This is a genomic window from Nonomuraea sp. NPDC050643 (genome assembly GCF_040654715.1).
Taxonomy (GTDB): Bacteria; Actinomycetota; Actinomycetes; order Streptosporangiales; family Streptosporangiaceae; genus Nonomuraea.
The window spans coordinates 38812-59498 of sequence record NZ_JBFAIM010000030.1 but is presented as its reverse complement, the minus strand read 5'-3'; the positions used below and the strand labels follow the sequence as shown (position 1 = coordinate 59498).

General features: G+C 71.7%; 17 protein-coding genes. 5 read left to right on the top strand and 12 right to left on the bottom strand.

The genetic code is table 11. The features are described from left to right. Positions 1–38: 38 nt before the first annotated feature. Complete coding sequence (locus AB0I15_RS34250; RefSeq protein ID WP_358104647.1) at positions 39–902, top strand: hypothetical protein; 864 nt, start codon at positions 39–41, stop codon at positions 900–902. Positions 903–994: 92 nt separating this feature from the next. On the opposite strand, the gene AB0I15_RS34245 is transcribed toward AB0I15_RS34250, so the two are convergent. From AB0I15_RS34245 to AB0I15_RS34235, 3 genes are read right to left on the bottom strand one after another with little or no spacing between them, the layout of a single operon-like run. Continuing rightward, positions 995–4201, bottom strand: coding sequence for an AAA family ATPase (locus tag AB0I15_RS34245; RefSeq protein WP_358104643.1), 3207 nt, complete (start codon positions 4199–4201; stop codon positions 995–997). Continuing rightward, complete coding sequence (locus tag AB0I15_RS34240) at positions 4198–5484, bottom strand: oxygenase MpaB family protein (protein WP_358104640.1); 1287 nt, start codon at positions 5482–5484, stop codon at positions 4198–4200. The genes AB0I15_RS34245 and AB0I15_RS34240 overlap by 4 nt, the downstream gene beginning before the upstream one ends. A 22-nt stretch (positions 5485–5506) precedes the next feature. Then, complete coding sequence (locus AB0I15_RS34235) at positions 5507–6217, bottom strand: Crp/Fnr family transcriptional regulator (protein ID WP_358104637.1); 711 nt, start codon at positions 6215–6217, stop codon at positions 5507–5509. Between the two features lie 179 nt (positions 6218–6396). Between AB0I15_RS34235 and AB0I15_RS34230 the strand changes: the two genes are divergently transcribed. Next, positions 6397–6969, top strand: coding sequence for a sigma-70 family RNA polymerase sigma factor (locus AB0I15_RS34230; RefSeq protein WP_358104634.1), 573 nt, complete (start codon positions 6397–6399; stop codon positions 6967–6969). Between the two features lie 68 nt (positions 6970–7037). Here the strand turns inward: AB0I15_RS34230 and AB0I15_RS34225 are convergent, their stop codons facing one another. The 6 genes from AB0I15_RS34225 to AB0I15_RS34200 all read right to left on the bottom strand — a co-directional run bounded on the left by AB0I15_RS34225 (position 7038) and on the right by AB0I15_RS34200 (position 14076). Then, complete coding sequence (locus AB0I15_RS34225; RefSeq protein WP_358104631.1) at positions 7038–8303, bottom strand: hypothetical protein; 1266 nt, start codon at positions 8301–8303, stop codon at positions 7038–7040. Between the two features lie 250 nt (positions 8304–8553). Continuing rightward, positions 8554–8973: a hypothetical protein gene (locus tag AB0I15_RS34220; RefSeq protein WP_358104628.1), complete on the bottom strand. Its 420-nt coding sequence runs from the start codon at positions 8971–8973 to the stop codon at positions 8554–8556. A gap of 104 nt (positions 8974–9077) precedes the next feature. After that, positions 9078–11039: a beta-galactosidase gene (locus AB0I15_RS34215; protein WP_358104625.1), complete on the bottom strand. Its 1962-nt coding sequence runs from the start codon at positions 11037–11039 to the stop codon at positions 9078–9080. A gap of 25 nt (positions 11040–11064) precedes the next feature. Beyond that, complete coding sequence (locus tag AB0I15_RS34210; protein WP_358104622.1) at positions 11065–11898, bottom strand: carbohydrate ABC transporter permease; 834 nt, start codon at positions 11896–11898, stop codon at positions 11065–11067. Then, the gene (locus AB0I15_RS34205; RefSeq protein WP_358104619.1) at positions 11895–12854 is read right to left on the bottom strand and encodes a sugar ABC transporter permease; all 960 of its coding nucleotides are present in this window, start codon (positions 12852–12854) and stop codon (positions 11895–11897) included. The genes AB0I15_RS34210 and AB0I15_RS34205 overlap by 4 nt, the downstream gene beginning before the upstream one ends. A gap of 1 nt (position 12855) precedes the next feature. Then, on the bottom strand, positions 12856–14076 hold the full coding sequence (locus AB0I15_RS34200) for an ABC transporter substrate-binding protein (protein WP_358104616.1): 1221 nt from the start codon (positions 14074–14076) through the stop codon (positions 12856–12858). 166 nt (positions 14077–14242) lie between these two features. Here AB0I15_RS34200 and AB0I15_RS34195 point away from each other — a divergent pair, with 166 nt between their 5' ends. Both AB0I15_RS34195 and AB0I15_RS34190 read left to right on the top strand, forming a co-directional pair. After that, positions 14243–15433: an ROK family protein gene (locus AB0I15_RS34195; RefSeq protein WP_358104612.1), complete on the top strand. Its 1191-nt coding sequence runs from the start codon at positions 14243–14245 to the stop codon at positions 15431–15433. Between the two features lie 131 nt (positions 15434–15564). Beyond that, entirely contained in the window at positions 15565–17652 is a 2088-nt protein-coding gene (locus tag AB0I15_RS34190) for a discoidin domain-containing protein (RefSeq protein WP_358104609.1), read from the top strand. Positions 17653–17698: 46 nt separating this feature from the next. On the opposite strand, the gene AB0I15_RS34185 is transcribed toward AB0I15_RS34190, so the two are convergent. Then, entirely contained in the window at positions 17699–18859 is a 1161-nt protein-coding gene (locus AB0I15_RS34185; protein ID WP_358104606.1) for an alpha-hydroxy acid oxidase, read from the bottom strand. 103 nt (positions 18860–18962) lie between these two features. Here AB0I15_RS34185 and AB0I15_RS34180 point away from each other — a divergent pair, with 103 nt between their 5' ends. After that, positions 18963–19631: a metal-dependent phosphohydrolase gene (locus tag AB0I15_RS34180; RefSeq protein WP_358104603.1), complete on the top strand. Its 669-nt coding sequence runs from the start codon at positions 18963–18965 to the stop codon at positions 19629–19631. A 43-nt stretch (positions 19632–19674) separates the two neighbouring features. Here the strand turns inward: AB0I15_RS34180 and AB0I15_RS34175 are convergent, their stop codons facing one another. After that, on the bottom strand, positions 19675–19944 hold the full coding sequence (locus tag AB0I15_RS34175; protein WP_358104600.1) for a DUF4031 domain-containing protein: 270 nt from the start codon (positions 19942–19944) through the stop codon (positions 19675–19677). Next, a complete protein-coding gene (locus tag AB0I15_RS34170; protein ID WP_358104597.1) occupies positions 19941–20684 on the bottom strand; it encodes an HAD family hydrolase in 744 nt (247 codons plus the stop codon). The genes AB0I15_RS34175 and AB0I15_RS34170 overlap by 4 nt, the downstream gene beginning before the upstream one ends. Positions 20685–20687 lie beyond the last annotated feature (3 nt).

The window sequence follows — 20687 nt, the reverse complement described above, 5'->3', positions numbered from 1 at the left end:
TCCCAGGGCACAACGGAACTCCCTCCCAGGGGGATGGTGTGGTCAAGGGCTTCGGGTACGCGCTGGCATCGGCCGGCATCTGCGCGGCCGTCATCCTGACCGGCTTCGTCCTCGCCACGCGGTTCGGCCTCGGCGTCCTGGTCATCGCCGTCATTCTCGCCCTGCTCGGCATCTGCACCTCCCTGGTCACCGGTGACGCGCTGCGCCGCCGGCGGCTCTTCGCCGCCGAGCAGCGCCGGCTGGCCCAGGAGCGCGACCACGTCAGGCGCACCGTCGACTTCGTCGCCGACCCCGGCCTGACCGAGCAGGAGCGGCTGGCGGTCATCGACTGCTTCATCCCGCGGCTCGGGCGGCACCCCGCGCGGTCGCCGTACCGGGACAGGTTCGTGATCGTGCGGGACCTGGCCCCGGCCGCGCGCGCCCTGCTGGAACGCGCCAGGGCGGCGGTCATGTCCGTCTACACCTCCGAGGTCCTGCGCCTGCGGCTGCTGGACGGCCTGGCCAACGAGGTGCTGCTGCCCCGGCAGATCTGGGAGATCGCCCTGCTGCTGCGCGTCCAGACGCACCTGCGGCAGGAGCAGGAGCGCGCCATGCGCGGGGTCGTGACACCCGAGCTGAGGGCGGTGCTGGAGCCGCAGCAGGAGGCCCTGCGCCGCTCCGAGGCGGCGGTTGAGGCCCGGGTGAAGGAGCTGGAGAGGTACGCCTACCGCGTCGGGGAGGCCGACGCCGCCATCCGGGCACGCGCGGCGCTGGCCAACAACGACAAGTACCGGGCGCTGCTCGCGCACACCGACGACGCCGACGGGATGCGGGCGCTCGAAGCCCAGGGCGACGCGCTGGAGGAGACGCTGGCCAAGAGCGTGCGCGAGGCCATCGAGGCGGGCCAGACGCTCGCGACGTAGCCTCCGCCCGTTGGCAGGCCCGCCGCTTCGACTGTCAGGCCCGCCCGTTGTCAGGCCCGCCGCTTCGACCGGCTCGGGCCGGTCGAAGGGTCTCAGCGCAGCCGTCGCTCCAGCAGCAGCGCGCCCCGGCCCGGCAGCAGCGAGCCGGCCCACTCGCGCAGGTCCACCGCCTTGGGCCCGCTCACCTCGCCCCCGTCGAGCAGGTCGGCCCAGTCGAGGAGCGACTCGGCGAGCATGAGCGGCACCCCGCGCCGCTCGTGGGCCTCCGCCGCGGCCTCGAAGTGCTCGGCGGCCCGCCGCCGGTCGTCCATCGCCACGCACAGGTGGGCCAGGTAGTGGTGGCCGCAGTGGTGCGCCACCGTGCCGTGGCCGAACGTCTCCGGGTCGGCGGCCAGCGAGGCGTAGAGCTGCCCGGCCAGCCCGGCCCGGCCCAGGCGCGCGGCGGCCACGGCCAGGTTGTCGAGGGCGGGCCGGTGCGCCATGTTGCGCGGCGGCTCGGCGCCCCCGTGGGCCAGGATGCGGTCGAGCAGGGGAGCGGCCTCCACGTCGTCCAGCTCGCACAGGTAGCGCAGCACCGCGTGCACCGGGTCGACCTGCGGCGCCTGCGCGATGCGGCGCAGCCGGTCGCGCAGCTCCCACAGCCGCCCCTGCAGCCGCCGGATCTCGGCGATCTGCTCGGCGTAGATGGCCACCGCCTCCAGGCGGCGGCCGATCTCCGAGCCCAGCCGCATGGCGGTCTCCGCCTCGGACTCCGCCTGCGCCAGGTCGCCCTGCATGAGGGTCAGCCCGGCCTTGGAGTAGCCGATCAGCCAGTTGAGGTGCGGCTGCCCGAGCCGGCGCGCCAGCTCGTCGGCCTGGTCGAGCAGTGTGGCGGCCTTGGCCGCGTCGCCGCTGTCGAGCACCGGGGGAGTGCGCTGCACGTAGGCGTGGAACAGGGCCAGGTCGTCGCCCGTCTGACGGGCCGCCTCCAGCATCTCGTCGCCGTCGCGGTTGCGCTGGTGCAGCGGGTCGGCGGGGATGATGGTCAGGCTGCGCATCCCCAGCACGCTGGCCAGCGTGCGCGGGTCGCCGGACTTGCGGGCCAGGGCCACCGCCTCGTCGCTGAGCGCGAAGCGCCGCTCGCCGTCGGTGGCCCAGATGAGCTCCGAGGCGAGCAGGGCGGCCAGCAGCGCCCTGGTGCTGACGTCGGTGGAGTCGACCACCCGGCGCGCCTCGGTCAGCAGGGCGATGCGCTGCTGGTCGGGCGCCGCCGAGATGGTGGAGAAGCCGCGCTCGCCGCCGAGCGCGGCCAGCACGATCAGGTCGCCGCGCCCGCACTCCCTGGCCAGGTCGGCCGCCTGCGTGAGGGTCTGCCTGGCCTCCGGGTGCCCGGCCAGCCACATCGCCCTGCCGCACTCCACCAGCAGCTCAGCGCGCCGCTCCGAGGTCGCGCCCGGGTAGTCGGAGAGCAGGTCGAGCACCCGCTGGTACCAGGTGACCGCCTCGCGGTGGGCCAGCCTGGCCAGCGCGTGCCGGGCCGCGTGCTCGGCGGCGTCGGCCGCCGCGCTCACCCGGGCCGGGTCGCGTCCGTGCTCGGCGGCGGCCAGCAGGTGGGAGGCGACCACGTACGGTCGCGTCGTCTTGGCGTTCGGGTCCGTCCGGCACAGGGCGTCGGCCACCCGCCCGTGCAGCAGCGCGGCGCGCGGCGCCGACAGCGTGGCGTAGAGGGCGTTCCTGGTCAGCTCGTGGGAGAACCGGCAGGACCCGTTGTCCAGCAGCGCCACCAGCCCCGCGCCCATCGCCTCCTCGACCGCGGCCACGAACCGGGCCTCGTCGAGGCCGAGGCCGTTGCGCAGCTCGGCCGAGTCCATCCGCTCGCCGACGGCCAGCAGGTTGACCAGGTCGCGGGCGTCCGGGTGGAGCTGCGCCAGGCGGGCCAGGACCATCCGGGTGACCGAGTCGGGCACCGACAGCGCGTCGAGCTCCTTGCCCGCGGCCAGCTCTCTGATCACCTCGCTGATGAGGAAGGCGTTGCCGCCCGTGATCCGGTGCAGTTGCTCGGCGTCGCCGTTGGCGCGGGCCTCGGCCAGCGCGTGGGAGACCTCGTCGGGCCCGAACGAGGGCACCTGGACGACGCGGGCGTCGGCGGTCAGCTTGTGCAGCTCCGGCACCGCCGACTCGATCGGCACCGGCCGCGACATCGCCAGGATCAGCAGCGGCAGCGCGTCGGCGTCCCACATGAGGGCGTTGAGCATCTGCAGCGACTCCAGCGTCGCCCACTGCAGGTCGTCGATCACCAGCAGCACGGGACGTACGGTGGCCAGCCGCTCGATCAGCGTGCGGGCCGCGGCCATGAGGTGGTAGCGCTCCGACACGGGCTCGGTGGCCGGCGGCACCTCCAGCGACAGGGGCGGCGCGGCCAGCGAGGGCGCGAGGCGTACGAGCTGGCCGCACTGCTGGTCGACCCCGGCCCGCAGCAGCAGCGCCGGCGAGGTGCGGGCCAGCCGCTCCACCGCGCCCGCTATCGGCTCGTACGCCTGCCGCGCCGGATCCGTGCACCGCCCCGCCAGCACCGTGAACTGCCGCTTGAGCGCGCGCCTGGCCACCTCGGAGGCCAGCCGTGTCTTGCCCACCCCCGGCTCGCCCTCGAGGATCACCAGCCCGCTGCCGAACTCGGCCGCCGCCAGCTCCCCGTCGAGCGTCCGCAGCTCCTCCTGCCGGCCCACGAAGGGCAGCACGTGACCGTCGTCCAGCCACGGCGCCAGCCCGCCGCCGAGGTGGTGGTCGGCGCTCTGCCAGTGCAGCTCGTAGGTGTGCATCGGCTCGCGCAGCCCCTTGCCCGGCAGCCGCCCGAGGTCCTTGAACTCGTGCCTGCTGCGGCCCTGCGCCAGCCGCCGCACCAGGTCGGTGCAGAGCACCTGGCCGCCCTCCGCCACCGCGACCAGGCGGGCCGCCTCCACGGTCGGCAGCCCGCTCACGTCGTCATGACCCCAGCACACGTCGCCCGCCGCCAGCGCGGCCCTGATGGAGATCTTCTCCAGGGCCCGCTCGTTCTCGTCGGCCACCGCCTGCTCCACCGCGATGATCGCGTCGAGCCCGGCCGTCGCCGAGTCGAACACGGCCATCAGCCCGTCGCCCAGGCTCTTGGTGAACGTCGATCCGCTCGCCGTCACCACCGAGCGCAGCAACTGGTAGAGCCGGCGGAAGACCACGTTGGCGCGCTCCTCGCCGAGCCTGATCCGCAGGGCGGTGGAGCTCACCACGTCGGTGAACAGGATGGTCGCCGTGGTGAGGGTGCCCGGTTCGTGTGGGGCAGTCACGTGCGCAGCCCTTTCCGCCCCTGCGTGGGCGCTCGGAGCGTTTCGCGGACGGTCCTGCGGATCTCACGGGTCTTCACCGCGGGTGCAGACTGCTTGATCCGCCACGCGCGGGCCAGCTCGTCGGGGATCCTGAACGCCGCCTGCCTGTCGGAGTGACGGTCGATCAGAGCCACCACGATGTGCCTGCCGGCCCTGCGTACCAGCCAGCGAACCACACCGTCCACCGGTGCGGCCAGCCAGTTTCGACCATGAGCGGCCCGGGCGGCGGCGAACAGCGCCGTGAACCACCAGGCCGCCTTCGGCACGCCGAGCAGTTCGGGCACCCGGTCGGCGCCGTATTTGGCGTCGCGGAAGACCCAGTGCACCAGGCTGCGCGGCAGCTTGCGCCAGCCCAGATGCATGAACCCCTCCATCTCGGCCAGGAGTCTGGCCATCAGCAGGCGGCCCTCTTCGCTCGATTCGTACAGGCGGCCGAGGCGCCGGCTGACCGGCTCGACGTCGTCGAGCGTGAGCGGACCGTCACGGCAGACGTCGACGCCCATGAGGTGGCCGAAGACGCTCCACGTGTAGAGGTGGGCCGCGCGCTGCTCGTCGGTCAGCACCACGCCCATGGTCTCCAAAGCCTCCCACGTGACGACGGAGAAGTCGAAGATCGTGGCCAGCAGGAGCTCCTGGTTGACCGGCGGGCCGAACCGCTCGGTGTCCCAGTGGTCGCCGAAGCGCTCGTTGACCAGGGCCCGCACGAACGAGTGCAGCACCCGCAGCCCCAGCGCCGTCGTGTTCCCCGGACGGCCCGGCCGCAGGCTGTCGGTGGCGCGCAGCCCCATCACGTCGACCAGCATCTGCCCGGTCTCCGCCACCCGGCGGGTCAGGCTGTGCGTGGCCAGGTTGGAGACGCCGGCCAGCACCTTGGCGCTGGACACCTCCACGTACGCCATCGGCAGGCACTTGCAGAACAGCGCGGCCGACTGGTAGAGCCCGTAGTCGGCGAACACGGACTGGCCCTTGGCCAGCAGCTCCCGGTCGTCACCCCAGTCGGGCAGCTCCTTGGCGAAGTCGAGGGCCTCGAAGATCTCGGACGCCGGCGGCTCGCCCGAGGGAGCCCTGGCCTCCAGCTTGGCCTTCCCCAGCTCCTCGATCACGGCCTTCACCAGATCCAGCACGCCCTTCCCGTCAGGCTGCGCCTCCAGGTATTCGGCCACCACCTTGTCGATGTCCGGGTCGGCCTGCTGCCTGAGTTGCCGGAACCTCTCCTCCGGCCAGCGCTCGTCGTGAACGTTCATGTACCCCGTACTCCAGATTCGGTCAGAGGCCGCCCCGTTTCCGCAGGGCGGCGACATCCAGAAGCGTGATCGTTCGGCCCTTGATGGCGATGAGGTTGCGTGACACCAGCGATTGCAGGGCCCGGTTGACCGCCGGTCGCGACGCGCCGATCAGCGCGGCGAGGTCGGACTGGGTCAGCCCGGGCAGGTCCACCACCCCGTGGGACTGCCCGTGCTTGTCGGCCAGCTCCAGCAGCAGCTTGGCCAGCCGCCCGCCGAGGTCGAGGAAGGCCAGGTCGGCCGCCTGGCCGGTGAGCCTGCGCACCATGTGGCCGAGCATGCGCAGGAACTCGTCGGCCAGCCCCGGGTGCTCCCGCATGAGCTCCAGCAGCCGCGCCCTGGGCAGCGCGAACACCCACGCGGGCCGCACGGTCACGATCGAGGCCGAGCGCGGCGAGCCGTCCAGCAGCGCCATCTCGCCGAAGGTGTCGCCCCGGCTCAGCATGTTGAGGACGATCTCGTCGCCGTGCTCGGTGGTGAACACCACCTTCACCAGCCCGTCCAGCAGCACGTAGAGCGACTCTCCCGGATCCCCCTGATGGAAGATGATCTGCCCGGACCGGTATCTGCGCGCCAGCCCGGCCCGTGCCGTGCTCCGGATGCCGCTCTCTCCGAGCACGCGGAACAACGGGATCTCCGCCAGCACGGCGGCGACCGGCTCGACCTCGTGTGGCAGCCCGCTGCGCGCGTTCATGCAAGAACTTTAGGCCGCATTCCGCGCCCGGACAGCATGTGGTAACCGAACCCCCGAATGTGACGAGGAACACACCCGCACTGTCACGCGCGAGACAGCCCTCCGCGATCACTCGGCGCACGGTATTGATGCCGGCCGGTAGAGGCCCCCCGAGAACCCGGACCGGTGGGGAGAACGACATGCAGCTGGACACCGTTGAACGACTCGACACAGCCGCGCTGGTGTCGGCCGCGCAGGACGGCGACGCCGTGGCGTGGGAGCGGCTGATCGAGGAGTTCAGCCCCATGCTGAAGGCCCGCATCCGCCGGTTCAGGCTCAGCCATGAAGACGCCCAGGACGTGCTCCAGACGACCTGGCTGCTGGCCTGGCAGAACCTGCGCAGCGTGGCCGACGGCCAGCGCATGGCGGGCTGGCTGGCCACCATCGCCTTCCGCGAGTGCCTCAAGCTCACCAGGCGGACGAAGGAGATCTGCACCCCGGACCTCGACTCACTGGGCAGCACGGACGACGTGGACAGGGAACTGGCCAGGATCTGGCTGGCCGGTACGCTGGCGGAGCTGGTGGAGGAGCTGCCGGCAGCGCAGCGGGTGCTGTTCAGAGCGCTCACGGAAACCTCCGAGCCCCACTACGTGGACGTGGCGCGCAGGCTGGGCAGGCCGGTCGGGAGCATCGGGCCCACCCGAGCCCGCTGTTTCGCGAAGCTGCGCGGGCTTCTGCAGGCTCGCGAGATCACGCGCGACTTCCTGGACTGATCTGTCTGGACTGAGCTGTGCGGTGTCACTGAGCTGTGCGGTGTCTTCGGGACGCCGTCTTCGGTGCGCTATTTCCTGACCTGGTCGAGGGGGATCGCCTCCAGGAACGGCTCGAAGTCGAAGTGCGCCATCTCGTACGCGTCCGGGTCGGTCTCCGTCGGATAGGCGTAGACCCTGCCCCGGCGCCTGCGCCCCGGCACGTTCTCGAGCATCTGGCTGACGGCCTCGGGGACCAGCCCGCGCGTCATCTCCTCGGCCAGCCCGTCGGCGATCTTCTGCTCGAACGGCACCCGGTAGAGGGCGTCGACGTTCTGGTAGACGCGGAAGTAGCTGACGATGAAGCGCATGCGGTCGGGATAGGAGACCCAGTTGGCGACCCCGGCCGTGGACGCCTCCTGGTCCTCGGTGATGAACTCCTCGGCGAGCTTGCGTACCTTCTCGTTCTGGATCGGCCGCCACACCTGGGCCGGGTCGACGCCCGCGGGAGTGGTCAGCGGCCTGCCCACCTTGATGTCGCTGAGCGGCGTGCGCACGTAGAACAGGTGGCGGGTGTAGAGGGAGGCCCACAGCTCCTCGAGCCTGCGAGTGAGACGGGGCTGGTCTTCGTGCTTGGCGGAGTAGAGGCGGAAGCGGGGGAAGGGCCTGCGGGTGACCAGGGAGCGCAGCGAGCGCCACGACACCCGGGTCAGCCACCGGACCGGCCGGTAGAGCACCAGCTCCAGAGCGGCCTGCGCGCGCGCCTGCTCGTACGCCGACAGCGCGATGTTGGCCCCCAGCATCAGCTCGGCCCGCACGGCGGGATCGTCGGTGTTCCTGGCCTCGACCAGGAGCTGCGCGGCGTCCTTGAGGTAGCGCGGGTCGGCCGGTGACAGCAGGTCGGTCAGGAACTCGGGCGGCGCCGGCGTCAGGTCGGACTCCGGGCTGACCTTGAGGTAGCGGTCGGGTGTGTCGTTCCACAGGTTGACCGCGAGGCTGGCCGTCTCGAGGAAGATGGCACGGTTGGCCAGCGCCAGCCCGAGCTGGTAGCTGGGCCCGAGCAGGGTGAGCAGCGCGGCCCTGAAGAGCCTCCTGAAGCGGGCCGGCACCCGGAACCGGCGGCCGAAGTCGTCGATGAACGGTGAGTCCGGGCCGAGGTCGAGGCTCTCCCCGACCGCCTTGGAGGTCCAGGTGGCGTAGCAGTACCAGTTGTTGGCCTGCCGGCCCAGGTGCACGGCGAGGTCGGCGGCCACGCGGTGGTAGCTGTAGGCGATGACCATCGCCTGCAGCGCGGCGTTCCGGTCCTTGTAGGCCGCGATGCGCAGCACGTCGTCCCCGGTCATCGGAGTGTCGGACATGGGGTCTCCCGTTTGCTGGTCCCGTCGCCTCGAGGAGTGCTCAACGATTAAGAGCGTCTGCGGCGGCGTCAGATACAGTCGGCGGCCGGCTTGCCCCGTGGCCACCAGCCAGGAGGCTAGAAGGACGACCTTGCGGAAGGCTTGCAGTGCGATAGGAGCGGAATCGGGGACCTGACCGCTCACCTGGGACGCGCGGGCAACTCGGAGGAGATCGGCCGCCCCGGAACGGCACGCCCCGGGGCGGCGGCCGTCATTCCTTCACCAGGATCTTGCTGATGACCACGAATCCGCCGAGCGCCCCCGCGGTGCCGGCGGCGGTGGTCGTGGTGAGATTGACCACGAGGTCATAAGTGCCAGGGGACAGTTGCCCGCGCATGGGAATGGACGCGGTATATCGCCCCGAGCCAGGTGTGAAGGTCATTTCCACCGGGGGTGACGGATGCTTCGTCTCACCACCCCCGAGCAGATCGGCGATGATCTCCAATTGCCAGCAGCCCGCCAGCCAGTCGACGAGCTCGCCGGTGACCTCCCAGCTCACGTCCACGGTCCAACCCTCGGCCTGTTTGACGATATTCGTCGGTTGAGCTCCAGGATCGATGACCTGGCCGTGAAGAATGCCGGCCAACTGCTCGGCCGGTACTTTCATCACTTGGAATTCCCCGCTGGCCATCGCGATCTCCTCTCGACGGGACAGGTCCCCGTGTGAACGACCAGAGCGATGACGTCGGCGGGTAAATACGCGCCCTTTCTGTGAGGAATGCCAGGCTTTCTGTTTCAGTCGCGGGTGATTCTGGCGAGGTCACCGGGCCCCGGGGCCCCCACGCGTTCGCCGTTCAGCCGCACGCTGGCCTCCACGGCGCACGACAGGTACGTGTTGACGCCCTTCACCACCAGATCGCCGAGCCCGCCCGCGGCCAGGCGCACGACCGCGCCGCCGCCCTCCGCGGCGACGACCTCGACGGTCCCGTACGGCGTGCGCACGCCGATCGGGCCCTCGTTGCCCGTCTGGACCAGCACGGTCAGGTAGTGCACGTCGCGCTCCGGATGGGTGCGCAGGAACACGTCGGCGTCGCCGTACAGGACGAGGTTTTCGGCGGGGTCCGGAGCGGGAGGGGCGGACGGGGTCAGCAGGGCGCAGGGCGCCAGGTGCTCGTCCAGGGTGGGCGCGGGCCCGTCGAACAGCACCCGGCCGCCCGCCTCGGCGTACGCGGCGAGCAGCTCCTGCACCCGGCGGTGCAGGAAGGGCCCGCCGGGCACGGTCACGCTCCGGTAGGCCGCCAGCTCCGCCGCCGTCACGTGCTCCAGGTCGAACAGCCCGTAGTCCAGCCCCCGCGTGCGCATCCGCTCGTGGAAGGCCCGCAGCGGCCGCCCGCACTGGGGACCCTCGGGCCCGGACAGCGCCGCGATCCCCGCGTACGGCAGGTACAGCCCGAACGCGTCGCGCCGCGCCCCCGAGCACTCCAGGAACTCGGCCCCGTGCGCGGCGAAGAAGCCGGCCAGCGCCCGCACCACGGGCGCCTTGTGGGTGGCGGTCCCGGCCGCGTCGATCGGCGCGCTGTCCGGATAGGGCCCCACATGCGCCGGGTCGAGCTCCGGAGCCCAGCCGGAGGTGGCCACCCCGGTGTAGACGTTGAACCCGGTCGCCCCCGCCGCCAGCGCCAGCAGCGACTGGTGGAAACTGGTCGCCCCGTCGATGTAGGCCGGGTCGTAGAGCTGGGAGAAGCCCCAGTTCTCCTCCAGGTTAGGCCCGGGGGCGCGTTTGGCGGCGATCACGTAGCGGGCCTGGGAGTCGCGGTCGGCCGACACCACGCCCATCCAGTTGGTGAAGCCGTAGGAGATGCCGCCCCACAGCTCCGGCCGTACCCTGGCCAGCCAGTCGTCCAGCTCGGGCACGGTCGGCGGGTTCAGGTTGACCAGGACCGGCAGGTCGGAGCCGACGGCCTGCGCCCAGACGCGGTAGACCTCGGCCAGGTACTCGGCGTGGAAGCGCCCCCAGTCGGCGCGGGCGAGCAGCCCCTCGCCGCCGGGCGGGACCTGCTCCCACGCGGCGAAGGACGTCTCGTGGGCGGCGTTGTACACCTCCAGCCCGCCGTACCAGACGCGCAGCCGGTCCCGGTAGAACGCCAGCCCCGACGGGCTGTAGTCGTAGGCCGTCAGCGGCAGCGCCCCGCTGGTGTAGATGCCCTCGTTGGCGATCTGCAGCGCGATCACCGGGGTCTCGCCCGCCAGCACCTCCTTGCCCACCGCCGCCAGCCACTGCGTGGCCCGGGCCAGGAACGCGGGCCCCAGCGGCGCGGGCAGCGCCCTGCCGGCCGGGTCGGAGCCGTCCGACCAGCGTGAGGGGGCGCCGGCGGCGTCGAGCAGCGGCTCCATCGCGGGGTCGGTGTCCGGGCAGACCCAGTCGGGCAGCCCGCCGTAGCCGACCTCGGCGTGGATGAACGGGCCCGGCTTGGCGACCACCCGCAGCCCCAGCTCCGCGCAGAGCGCGAGGAAGCCGATGACGTCCCTGGCCGGATGGGTGACGCCGGTGAAGTCGGGGGCCGAGCCCGCCTCGGGTTGGTGGTGCCGCCAGGGCAGGTAGCAGGTGATCACCTCGATCCCGAGCTCGTCCCGCACGGCCCGCAGCCGGTCGGCCCACACGGCCGGATCGTCGCGGTAGTAGGGATAGTCGGCGGTGACGAGCACCCGCGGCACGCCGTCGACGACGGCGACCCCGTCGCGGATCTCGATGATCACGCTAGTCCTCCTCGGTTCTGGACGGTCAGGCTTTCAGGCCGGTGAAGGCGATGCCCTGCAGGATCCGGCGCTGGAAGATCAGCAGCACCACGATCACGGGCAGGACGGCGAGCGTGGCGCCCGCCATGATGTAGTAGGCGCGTCCGCCGTCCGGGCTGGCCACGAGCTGCTGCAACGCCAGCGGCAGCGTGTACAGCTCGGGGTCGTTGGTCACGAGCAGCGGCCAGACCAGGTCGTTCCAGTGGAACAGGAAGCTGGTGATCGTGACGACCGCCAGCACGGGCTTCGACAGCGGCAGCACGATCCGCCAGAAGATCTGCATCCGGCCCGCCCCGTCGATCAGCGCCGCCTCCTCCAGCTCGGCCGGGATCGACAGGAAGAACTGCCGCAGCAGGAAGATGTCCAGCACCGAGGCGACGTTCGGGACGATCAGCCCCCACCCGGTGTCGAACATGCCCAGCGACTGCGTGACGTGGATCCGCGGCACCAGCAGGGTGATCGCGGGCACCATCATGCCGCCCAGCATGATCACGAACAGCTTGTCGCGGCCCGGGAACGGGATCCGCGCGAACGCGTACGCGGCCAGCGCGTCCACCAGCAGCTTGGCCGGCACCAGGACCGCGCACACCCAGACGCTGTTGACGAACGCGCCGCCGAGCCCGCCGACGCCGAGCACGTAGTCGTAGTTGTCCAGCGTCGCCGCCCACTCGCCGGTCTTCTTGTCCAGCGGCAGCAGGTTGGGCACCTTGCTGTAGATGTCCTGCCCGTGTTTGAACGAGGTGGCCAGCATCCACAGGAACGGCACTACCGACACGGCCGCCAGCAGCACCAGCGCCACGTACATGGACGCCTTCCTCATGACGCCTCCTGCTTGACGAACCGGAACTGCAGCGCCGTGACGATCACGATGAAGACCAGCAGGATGAACGACATCGCGCAGGCCGCCCCCATCGCGTCGTAGCGGAAGGCGAAGAGGTACAGGTGCAGCACGTACGTCAGCCCCGACTGCTCCGGCCCGCCGGTGACGCTGCGCCCGTTGCCGGAGAAGATCACGTACACCAGGCCGAACACCTGCAGCGCCGCGATCACCCCCGTCACCAGCAGGTAGAACGTGGTCGGCCGGAGCATCGGGAACGTCACCCGCCAGAACCGCTGCCACGGCCCGGCCCCGTCGATGATCGCCGCCTCCTGGATGGCGCCCGGGATGCCCTTCAGCCCCGCCAGGTAGATGATCATCGAGATGCCGCACTGCCAGGCCGCGATGAACGCCAGCGCCGGGATGACCAGCTCGGGGGTGTTGAGCCAGTTCTGGCCGGGGATGCCGACCAGGCCGAGCATCGTGTTGATCAGGCCGTACTGCGGGTCGTAGAGCCAGCGCCAGATGGCGCCGACCGCCGCCTCGGCCGTGACCACCGGCAGGAACAGCAGCAGCCGGAACAGGTTCGCGCCGCGCCTGACCGCGTTCAGCAGCAGCGCCTGCACCAGCGCCGCGACGAGGGTCAGCGGCACGGCGACCAGCGTGTACTGCAGCGTGACCCGCACCGACTTCCAGAAGTGCGGGTACTTGACGTCGTCGAACAGCAGGTCGCCGTAGTTGGCCAGGCCGACCCAGCTCGCGGCGGAGCGCAGGTTCCAGTCGGTGAAGCTGTAGTAGAGCGCGGACAGGGCCGGATACAGCAGGAAGACCAGGAAGTAGGCGAGCGCCGGGGCGACCAGCAGCCAGCCGATCAGGTGGTCCCTGCGGCGGGCGTTCGGCCGGCGCGCCCGCCGCCCGCCGCCGGCCGACACGGGCCTGTCCAGTACGGGTGCCGTCACGTCAGCTGTTCCACCCGAGCAGGGAGCGGGTCTTGGCCGCCGCGTCCGTCAGCGCCTGCTGGGCGGTGACCTTGCCGGTCAGCGCCGACTCGATCGCCGGGGCGATGATCTCGTCGTTGACCTGGATCCACTGCGGCACCGCCGGCCGCGCGTGCGCCGCCTTGAGCTGCTCGAGGAAGGCCGCCTGCTCGGGGCCGCCCGCGACGACCTTGGCCTTCAGGTGCACCGGGAACCCGCCGAGCGCGTCGGCGACCGTGCCGTTGTTGTCGGCGTTGCCGAGGAAGGCCAGCCACTTCCACGCCAGGTCGGGATTCTTGCTGGTGGAGAAGACCACGGAGTCCTCGCCGCCGATGTTCCCGGCCGGCTCGCTCTTGTACGGCAGCGGCGCCACCCCGAAGTCCAGGTCCGGGAACTGCTCGCGGATCGTCGGCACGTCCCAGGGGCCGGAGATGGTCATGGCCGCCAGGCCGTTCTCGAACGGCTTGTCCGAGTCGGTGATCTTGCGGGGCGACGACTTCAGCAGGTCCACCCAGAGCTGCAGCGCGTCCACGGCCGGCTGCTGGTCGAACAGCACCTTCTTGCCGGCGTCGTCCACCATCTCGCCGCCCGCGCCGTGCACGATGCCCGGGAACATCCAGGCGCCGTAGCCGTCGCCCTTGGGCACGTTCATGCCGGCCACGTTCGCGTCGGCGGCGTGCACCTGCGCGGCCGTGGCCCTGAGCTCGTCCCAGGTCTTGGGCGGGGCCGGGACCAGCTTCTTGTTGTAGAACAGGGCCACCGTCGTCTGGTCCTGGGGCAGGCCGTAGAGCTTGCCGTTCGCGCGGTTGGTGTCGAGCGCGCCCTTGTAGTAGTCGGCCTCGTTGACCAGGCCGGCGGGCACCTCCTTGATGGTGCCGTCGAGGGCGTACTTGGACACCAGGGGCTGGTCGAGTATGCCCGCGTCGGGCGCGCTCTTGCTGGCCACGGCGCTGCCGAGCTTGGTGTTGTAGTCGTCCTTCGGGATCTTGACGAGCTTGACCGTGACGCCGGGGTTGGCCTTCTCGAAGTCCTCGCGCACCTTCTCGATGACCTGGCCCGCCTGCGGGGTGCGGTCTTGGTACATCCAGAACGTCAGCTCCTTGGAGCCGCCGCTGGACCCCGCGTCACCGCCGCCACCGCCGCACGCGGCCAGTCCGGTCGCGAGCACCGCCACGACGGCGCCTCGCACAAGTCCTCGGCTCATTGTCATCTCCTCATCTGGGGGATGGCCAGACCATAATCTAAGCCTCGAAGAAAGTCAGGACTCGCCGGGAAACGCTTCGGTAACGCCGCCGACACCGAGCCGACCCCGGCGCCTTTCGGGACGTGAACTAACATGGCGGCGAATTCGGGAGAGGACGGGGACGCGGATGGGCACGTCAGGGCGCAGGACCGTACGGGATCTTCGCAGGGGGAACCGGGCGGTGCTGCTGCGCGCGCTCTACTTCGGCGGCCCCGCCAGCCGCAACGAGCTGTCGGCCGAGACCGGGCTCAGCGCGGCCACGATCAGCACCATGACCGGCGACCTGCTCGCCGAGCAGGTCATCGTCGAAGCCGGTCAGGTCGATTCCGACGGCGGCCGGCCCCGCGTGCTGCTCAAGGTCAACCCGGCCTACGGCTACGCCGTCGGCGTGGACGTGGGCGAGACCCAGGTCAAGGTCGAGCTGTTCGACCTGGACATGACCGTGCGCGCGCGGGCGCACTACGCGGTCCGCTCGGCCAAGCACGACCCCGAGCTGGTCGCGCGGCACATCCTGACCGGCGTCGACGCGGTGATCGCCGAGGGCGAGGTCTCCGCCGGGCAGGTGCTGGGCGTGGGCGTCGGCGTGCCGGGCATCGTCGAGCCGGGTCCCGACGCGCTGGTGCGGGCCAAGACGTTCGGCTGGGAGGCGGTGCCGCTGGGCGCGCTGCTGCGGGCCGGCACCGGGCTGCCGCTGTTCGTGGACAACGGCGCCAAGACGATGGGGCAGGCCGAGCTCTGGTTCGGCTCCGGCAAGGGCACGCGCGACGCGGTCATCGTGCTCATGGGCTCGGGAGTGGGCGGCGCGATCGTCACCGACGGCCACCTCTACCGGGGCGCGGGCATGGCCGCCGGCGAGGTCGGCCATCTGAAGATCATCGCGGGCGGGCGGGCCTGCCGGTGCGGCGCGCGGGGGTGCCTGGAGGCGTACCTGGGGGCCGAGGCGATCCTCGACCGCGCGGGCGTCGTCGCCGACTCCGCCGACGAGGAGGCGGCGCTGGCCCGGCTGCTCGAGGAGGGCTCCCCGGTGATCGGCGAGAGCGTCGAGCTGCTGGGCGTGGGCCTGTCGAGCCTGGTGCACCTGTTCAACCCCGAGCGCATCGTCATCGGGGGCTGGGCCGGCCTCATGCTGGGCGGGCGGCTGCTGGCCGACATCCGGCGGGCCACCGCCGCCGGCACGCAGGCGCAGCCGTTCCAGCCGGAGACGATCGTGCTCGGCCGCCTCGGCCCCGACGCGGTGGCGCTGGGCGCGGCCACGCTGGTCATCGAGCCGTTCCTCACGGGCGCGGGGGCACACCGGTCGGTCACCACTATTGCCTAGAAGTTAAATCAAGCATTGACATAAGTGCCGGGCGCATGCACGCTCTGCTCGATAGAGCGCTCTCTCACACACCCCCTTCGTGAGGAGAAGCAGTGCACCCCCGCCGAAGTCCCGCCCTCATCGGGGCCTTATTGGCCACTCTCATCCTGTCCTGCCTGGTCGCGGGGCCCGCGCGGGCGGCCGACCCGCTCCTGTCACAGGGCCGGCCGGTGACCGCCTCGTCCACCGAGAACGCCGGCACGCCCGCCTCGGCCGCCGTCGACGGCGACCCCGGCACCCGCTGGTCCAGCCAGTTCAGCGACCCGCAGTGGATCCAGGTGGACCTGGGCGCCACCGCCACCGTCTCCAGCGTGGTGCTGCGCTGGGAGGCCGCGTACGCCACGGCCTTCCGCGTTCAGATCTCCGACAACGCCTCGGCCTGGACCGACCTCTACTCGACGGCGACCGGCCCGGGCGGCACCCAGACCCTGACCGTCTCCGGCAGCGGCCGCCACGTCCGCGTGCACGGCACCACCCGCGCCACCGGCTACGGCTACTCGCTCTGGGAGTTCCAGGTCTACGGCACCACGTCCGCCCCGCCCGGCGGCGGCGACCTCGGCCCCAACGTGCACGTCTTCGACCCGTCGATGCCGGCGTCGAGCATCCAGTCCACGCTCGACTCGGTGTTCGGCCAGATGGAGTCCAACCAGTTCGGCCTCCAGCGCCACGCCCTGCTGTTCAAGCCGGGCAGCTACAACGTCAACGCGAACATCGGCTTCTACACCTCGATCATGGGCCTGGGCCGCAACCCCGACGACGTCACCATCAACGGCCAGGTCAGGGTGGACGCGGGCTGGTTCGGCGGCAACGCCACCCAGAACTTCTGGCGCTCGGCCGAGAACCTGTCGATCACCCCGCCCGGCGGCACCAACCAGTGGGCGGTCTCGCAGGCGGCGCCGTTCCGCCGGATGCACGTCAGGGGCAACCTCAACCTGGCGCCCACCGGGTACGGCTGGGCCAGCGGCGGGTACATCGCCGACAGCAGGATCGACGGGACCGTGCAGCCGTACTCGCAGCAGCAGTGGTTCACCCGCGACAGCAACATCGGCGGCTGGCTCAACGGCGTGTGGAACATGGTCTTCTCCGGCGTCGTCGGCGCGCCCGCGCAGTCGTTCCCCGAGCCGCCGTACACGACGCTCGCCACCAGCCCCGTGACCAGGGAGAAGCCCTACCTGTACGTGGACTCCGCCGGGAACTACCAGGTCTTCGTGCCCGCCCTGCGGCAGAACTCGCGCGGCGTGAACTGGACCGGCGCCGGCACCTCGATCCCGCTCACCCGCTTCTACGTCGCCAAGCCCTCCGACACCGCCGCCACCATCAACGCCGCCCTCGCCGCCGGCCTGAACCTGCTGTTCACGCCCGGCATCTACCACGTCGGCCAGACCATCAACGTCACCAGGCCCGACACGGTCGTCCTCGGCCTCGGCTACGCCACGATCATCCCCGACAACGGCGTGATGCCGATGCGGGTCGCCGACGTGGACGGCGTCAAGGTGGCCGGGCTGCTGTTCGACGCCGGGCCCGTCAACTCGCCGATCCTCATGGAGGTCGGCCCGGCCGGCTCCGGCGCCTCGCACGCGGCCAACCCCATCTCGATCCAGGACGTCTTCTTCCGCATCGGCGGCGCCCACGCGGGCAAGGCCACGACCAGCCTCGTCGTCAACAGCGACCACACGATCATCGACCACATCTGGGCCTGGCGCGGCGACCACGGCTCCGGCATCGGCTGGAACGTCAACACCGCCGACACCGGGCTGATCGTCAACGGCGACGACGTCACCGCGTACGGGCTGTTCGTCGAGCACTACCAGAAGTACCAGGTCATCTGGAACGGGCAGCGCGGGCGGACGATCTTCTTCCAGAACGAGATGCCGTACGACCCGCCCGACCAGGCCGCCTGGATGAACGGCTCCACCCGGGGTTACGCCTCCTACAAGGTCGCCGACTCGGTCACCTCGCACGAGGCGTGGGGGCTGGGGGCGTACTGCTACTTCAACGTGAATCCGAGCGTCGTGGCCGAGCGCGGCTTCGAGACGCCGGTCAACCCGAACGTGCGCTTCCATGACCTGCTCACGGTCTCGCTCGGGGGCAACGGCACGATCGCGCACGTCATCAACGGCACGGGCGGCCCGGCCCAGGGCACGGCCACGATCCCGGTGAAGGTGGTGACCTTCCCTTAGCACGGCGCTTCCCTTAGCACGGCGCTTCCCTGGAGCGGCGCCCTTCCTAACGCAGGCGCACGACGTCGGGGCTCAGCCCGCCGACGCCGGGCACCCCCAGCAACTGCGTGGTACGGACGAGCTCGGTGTGCAGCAGGTCCAGCACCCGCCGCACCCCGGGCTCGCCTCCGGCCATCAGCCCGTACAGGTAGGCCCGGCCGACGAAGCAGGCCCTGGCGCCCAGCGCGACCGCGGCGGCGACGTCGGCCCCGCTCCTGACGCCGCCGTCGAGGAACACCTCGGTGCGGTCGCCCACGGCGTCCACCACCGAGGGCAGCAGCTCCAGCGGGGTGGGGGAGCGGTCGAGCTGCCGTCCGCCGTGGTTGGACACCACGATCCCGTCCACGCCGACGGCGGCCAGGTCTTTCGCGTCGTCCACCCGCTGCACGCCCTTGACCAGCAGCCGCCCCTGCCAGGCCGACCTGATCCACTCCAGGTCGGCGACCGTCACCGAGGGGTCGAACATCATGTTCGTGATCCCCGCCAGGTCGCCGGGCGCGCCGTCCACGGTGGCGAACCTGAGCGGCTCGCTGGTGAGGAAGTCGAACCACCACGCCGGGTGCCGCAGCGCCTGCAGCGCGCTGCGCCAGCGCAGGGACGGCGGGATCGTCAGCCCGTGCCGCACGTCGCGCAGCCGCGCCCCCGCGACCGGCACGTCCACGGTCACCACCAGCACGTCCATGCCGGCGTCCGCGGCCAGCGACAGCATCTCCAGGCTGCGGGCGCGGTCGCGGACCACGTAGAGTTGGAACCAGTTCCAGCCGTCCGGCGCCGCCGCGGCCACGTCTCCCGCCGTCGTGGTGCCCATGGTGGACAGCGTGTACGGGATCCCCGCTCGCGCGGCGGCCCGCGCCACGGCGCGCTCACCCTCGCGGTGCATCATCCGCGTGAACCCGGTCGGGCCGAGCACGACCGGCATCGCGATGCGCCGCCCCAGGATCTCGACCTCGGTCGGCGCCTCGGAGACGTTGCGCAGCACGCGGGGAGTGAACTCCACCCGGTCGAACGCTGCCACGGCCCGGGCCATCGACAGCTCGCCCTCGGCCGCGCCGTCCACGTAGTCGAAGACCATGTGCGGCGCCCGTTTCCTGGCCAGCCGCCGCAGGTCGGCGACGTCGGAGGCGGCGGCGACCCTGGCCGCCATGGACAGATGGGGCCGCCGGGGCATGACGGCCCGCACCTCCCGCCATCGGGGCAGGCGCCGGGGCTCTTCGGGTGTGGTGTCGATGTCCAGGACGGTACCAAACGGGCGGCCTGAGTACGGTGGGTGGGTGATCGACGACCGTACCGTGCCGCCCGACGGGCCGACCGCGCCGCGCCGCTGGGCCGAGCTGGCGGGTGACTCGCCCGCCTCCCTGGCCGTCCGCGCCGAGCTGGTCGCCCGCTGGTCCGAGCCCCACCGCCGCTACCACACGCCTGCCCACCTGTCCGCTGTCCTGGCCGCCGTCGACCGGCTCGCCGCCGAGGCCGGGGACGCGACCGCCGTACGGCTCGCGGCCTGGTTCCACGACGCGGTCTACGACGGCAGGCCGGGCTGGGACGAGGAGCGCAGCGCCCAGCTCGCCCAGTCCGCGCTCGCCCGATGCGGGGTGCCGGCCTCCCGGGTCGCCGAGGTCGCCCGGCTGGTCCGCCTCACCGCCGCCCACGACACCCTCCGGCCGGGCGACCGCGACGGCGCCGTCCTGTGCGACGCCGACCTGGCCGTGCTCGGCAGCCCCGGATACGACGACTACGCGGCCCGGATCCGCCAGGAGTACGCCCACGTACCCGACGAGCTCTTCAGGACGGGACGCGCCCAGGTCCTGCGCCGCCTGCTGGCCACCGCGCCCCTCTACCGCACCCGGCAGGCACGCGAGCTGTGGGAGCAACCCGCCCGCGCCAACATGACGGCCGAACTGGCCGCGCTGACCTCGGCGCAGGCCGGCTCGGGGAGCGCGTAGGCGACGGTGCACAGGGATGGAGCACTGGAATGAGCACGGGCGGTCAGGGCTGGTGGCGCTTGCGGCGGCGCAGGCCCGCCGAGATGAGCCGGCTCAGCAGCTCGCGCGAGCTGACCGCCTGCGCCCCCAGGGCCACCGCCCGCGCGTGCACGGTCTCCGGCACGTCGTAGTGATCGCGGTCGAACGCCCGGTGCGGCACCCCGAGACGTACGGCGAAGTCGTGCAGCTCCTCCAGCGAGCTGTCGCTGACGAGGTGCGACCACATCAGGCCGCGCGGCCCCGGCCAGTTGGGCGGGTCGATGAGAACGGTCACGTCGTCAAGGGTAGGACCCTGCCCCGCACGCTCAGCTCGCCCAGGTCGGGCAGCACGAGGTGCGCCCCCCGCGCCCGCAGCTCGCCGTTCTCGCCCAGCGCGACCACGAGCCCGAAGCCGCCCTTCTCGCCCGCCTCGACGCCGGGCAGGGCCGACACCACCACCGCGACCTTGACGGCGGGCAGGTCGAGCCGGCGCGCCGCCTCGGTGAAGAGCGCGGGGTCGGGCGTGCCGGGCAGGTTCATCAGCGCGGCGTCGTTGCCGTCCACCATCAGGTCGAACAGGTGCATGACCCCCGCCGAGCCGACCAGCTTGCGGCCGTGCAGGCTGGCGGAGACGGCCGCCGTACGGCAACCGCGCCGCCGCAGCTCGTGCAGCAGCGCCACCGTGGACGGGAACGCGGCCACGCCGTACTTGTCCACCTGCTCCACGAAGAGCCGGTCCTTGGCCAGGCCCAGCCCGTGCACGGTCGGCGCGCCCGGCTCGTCGTCGGGCGAGCCCTCGGGCACCGTGAGGCCGCGCGCGGCCAGGAAGGTGCGGATGCCGTCGAGGCGAGGCCGCCCGTCCACATGCCGCAGGTAGTCGTCGCGGATGTCGAACGGCGTCGAGCGGCCGCGCAGGAACGCGTCGAAGACGTGCTTCCAGGCGGCCGCGTGCCCCCGAGCGGTGTCGGTGACCACGCCGTCGGTGGCGAACACGACGGCGCTGATCGCGGTCAGGTCGATGACGGGCTCGTTCACATT

Excerpts from the sequence above, each read along its gene's own strand:
- AB0I15_RS34185 (WP_358104606.1), bottom strand. The coding sequence starts at position 18,859 with ATGCCCCGGCGGCCCCATCTGTCCATGGCGGCCAGGGTCGCCGCCGCC.
- AB0I15_RS34230 (WP_358104634.1), top strand. The coding sequence starts at position 6,397 with ATGCAGCTGGACACCGTTGAACGACTCGACACAGCCGCGCTGGTGTCG.
- AB0I15_RS34235 (WP_358104637.1), bottom strand. The coding sequence starts at position 6,217 with ATGAACGCGCGCAGCGGGCTGCCACACGAGGTCGAGCCGGTCGCCGCC.
- AB0I15_RS34210 (WP_358104622.1), bottom strand. The coding sequence starts at position 11,898 with ATGAGGAAGGCGTCCATGTACGTGGCGCTGGTGCTGCTGGCGGCCGTG.
- AB0I15_RS34195 (WP_358104612.1), top strand. The coding sequence starts at position 14,243 with ATGGGCACGTCAGGGCGCAGGACCGTACGGGATCTTCGCAGGGGGAAC.
- AB0I15_RS34225 (WP_358104631.1), bottom strand. The coding sequence starts at position 8,303 with ATGTCCGACACTCCGATGACCGGGGACGACGTGCTGCGCATCGCGGCC.
- AB0I15_RS34240 (WP_358104640.1), bottom strand. The coding sequence starts at position 5,484 with ATGAACGTTCACGACGAGCGCTGGCCGGAGGAGAGGTTCCGGCAACTC.
- AB0I15_RS34200 (WP_358104616.1), bottom strand. The coding sequence starts at position 14,076 with ATGAGCCGAGGACTTGTGCGAGGCGCCGTCGTGGCGGTGCTCGCGACC.
- AB0I15_RS34220 (WP_358104628.1), bottom strand. The coding sequence starts at position 8,973 with ATGGCCAGCGGGGAATTCCAAGTGATGAAAGTACCGGCCGAGCAGTTG.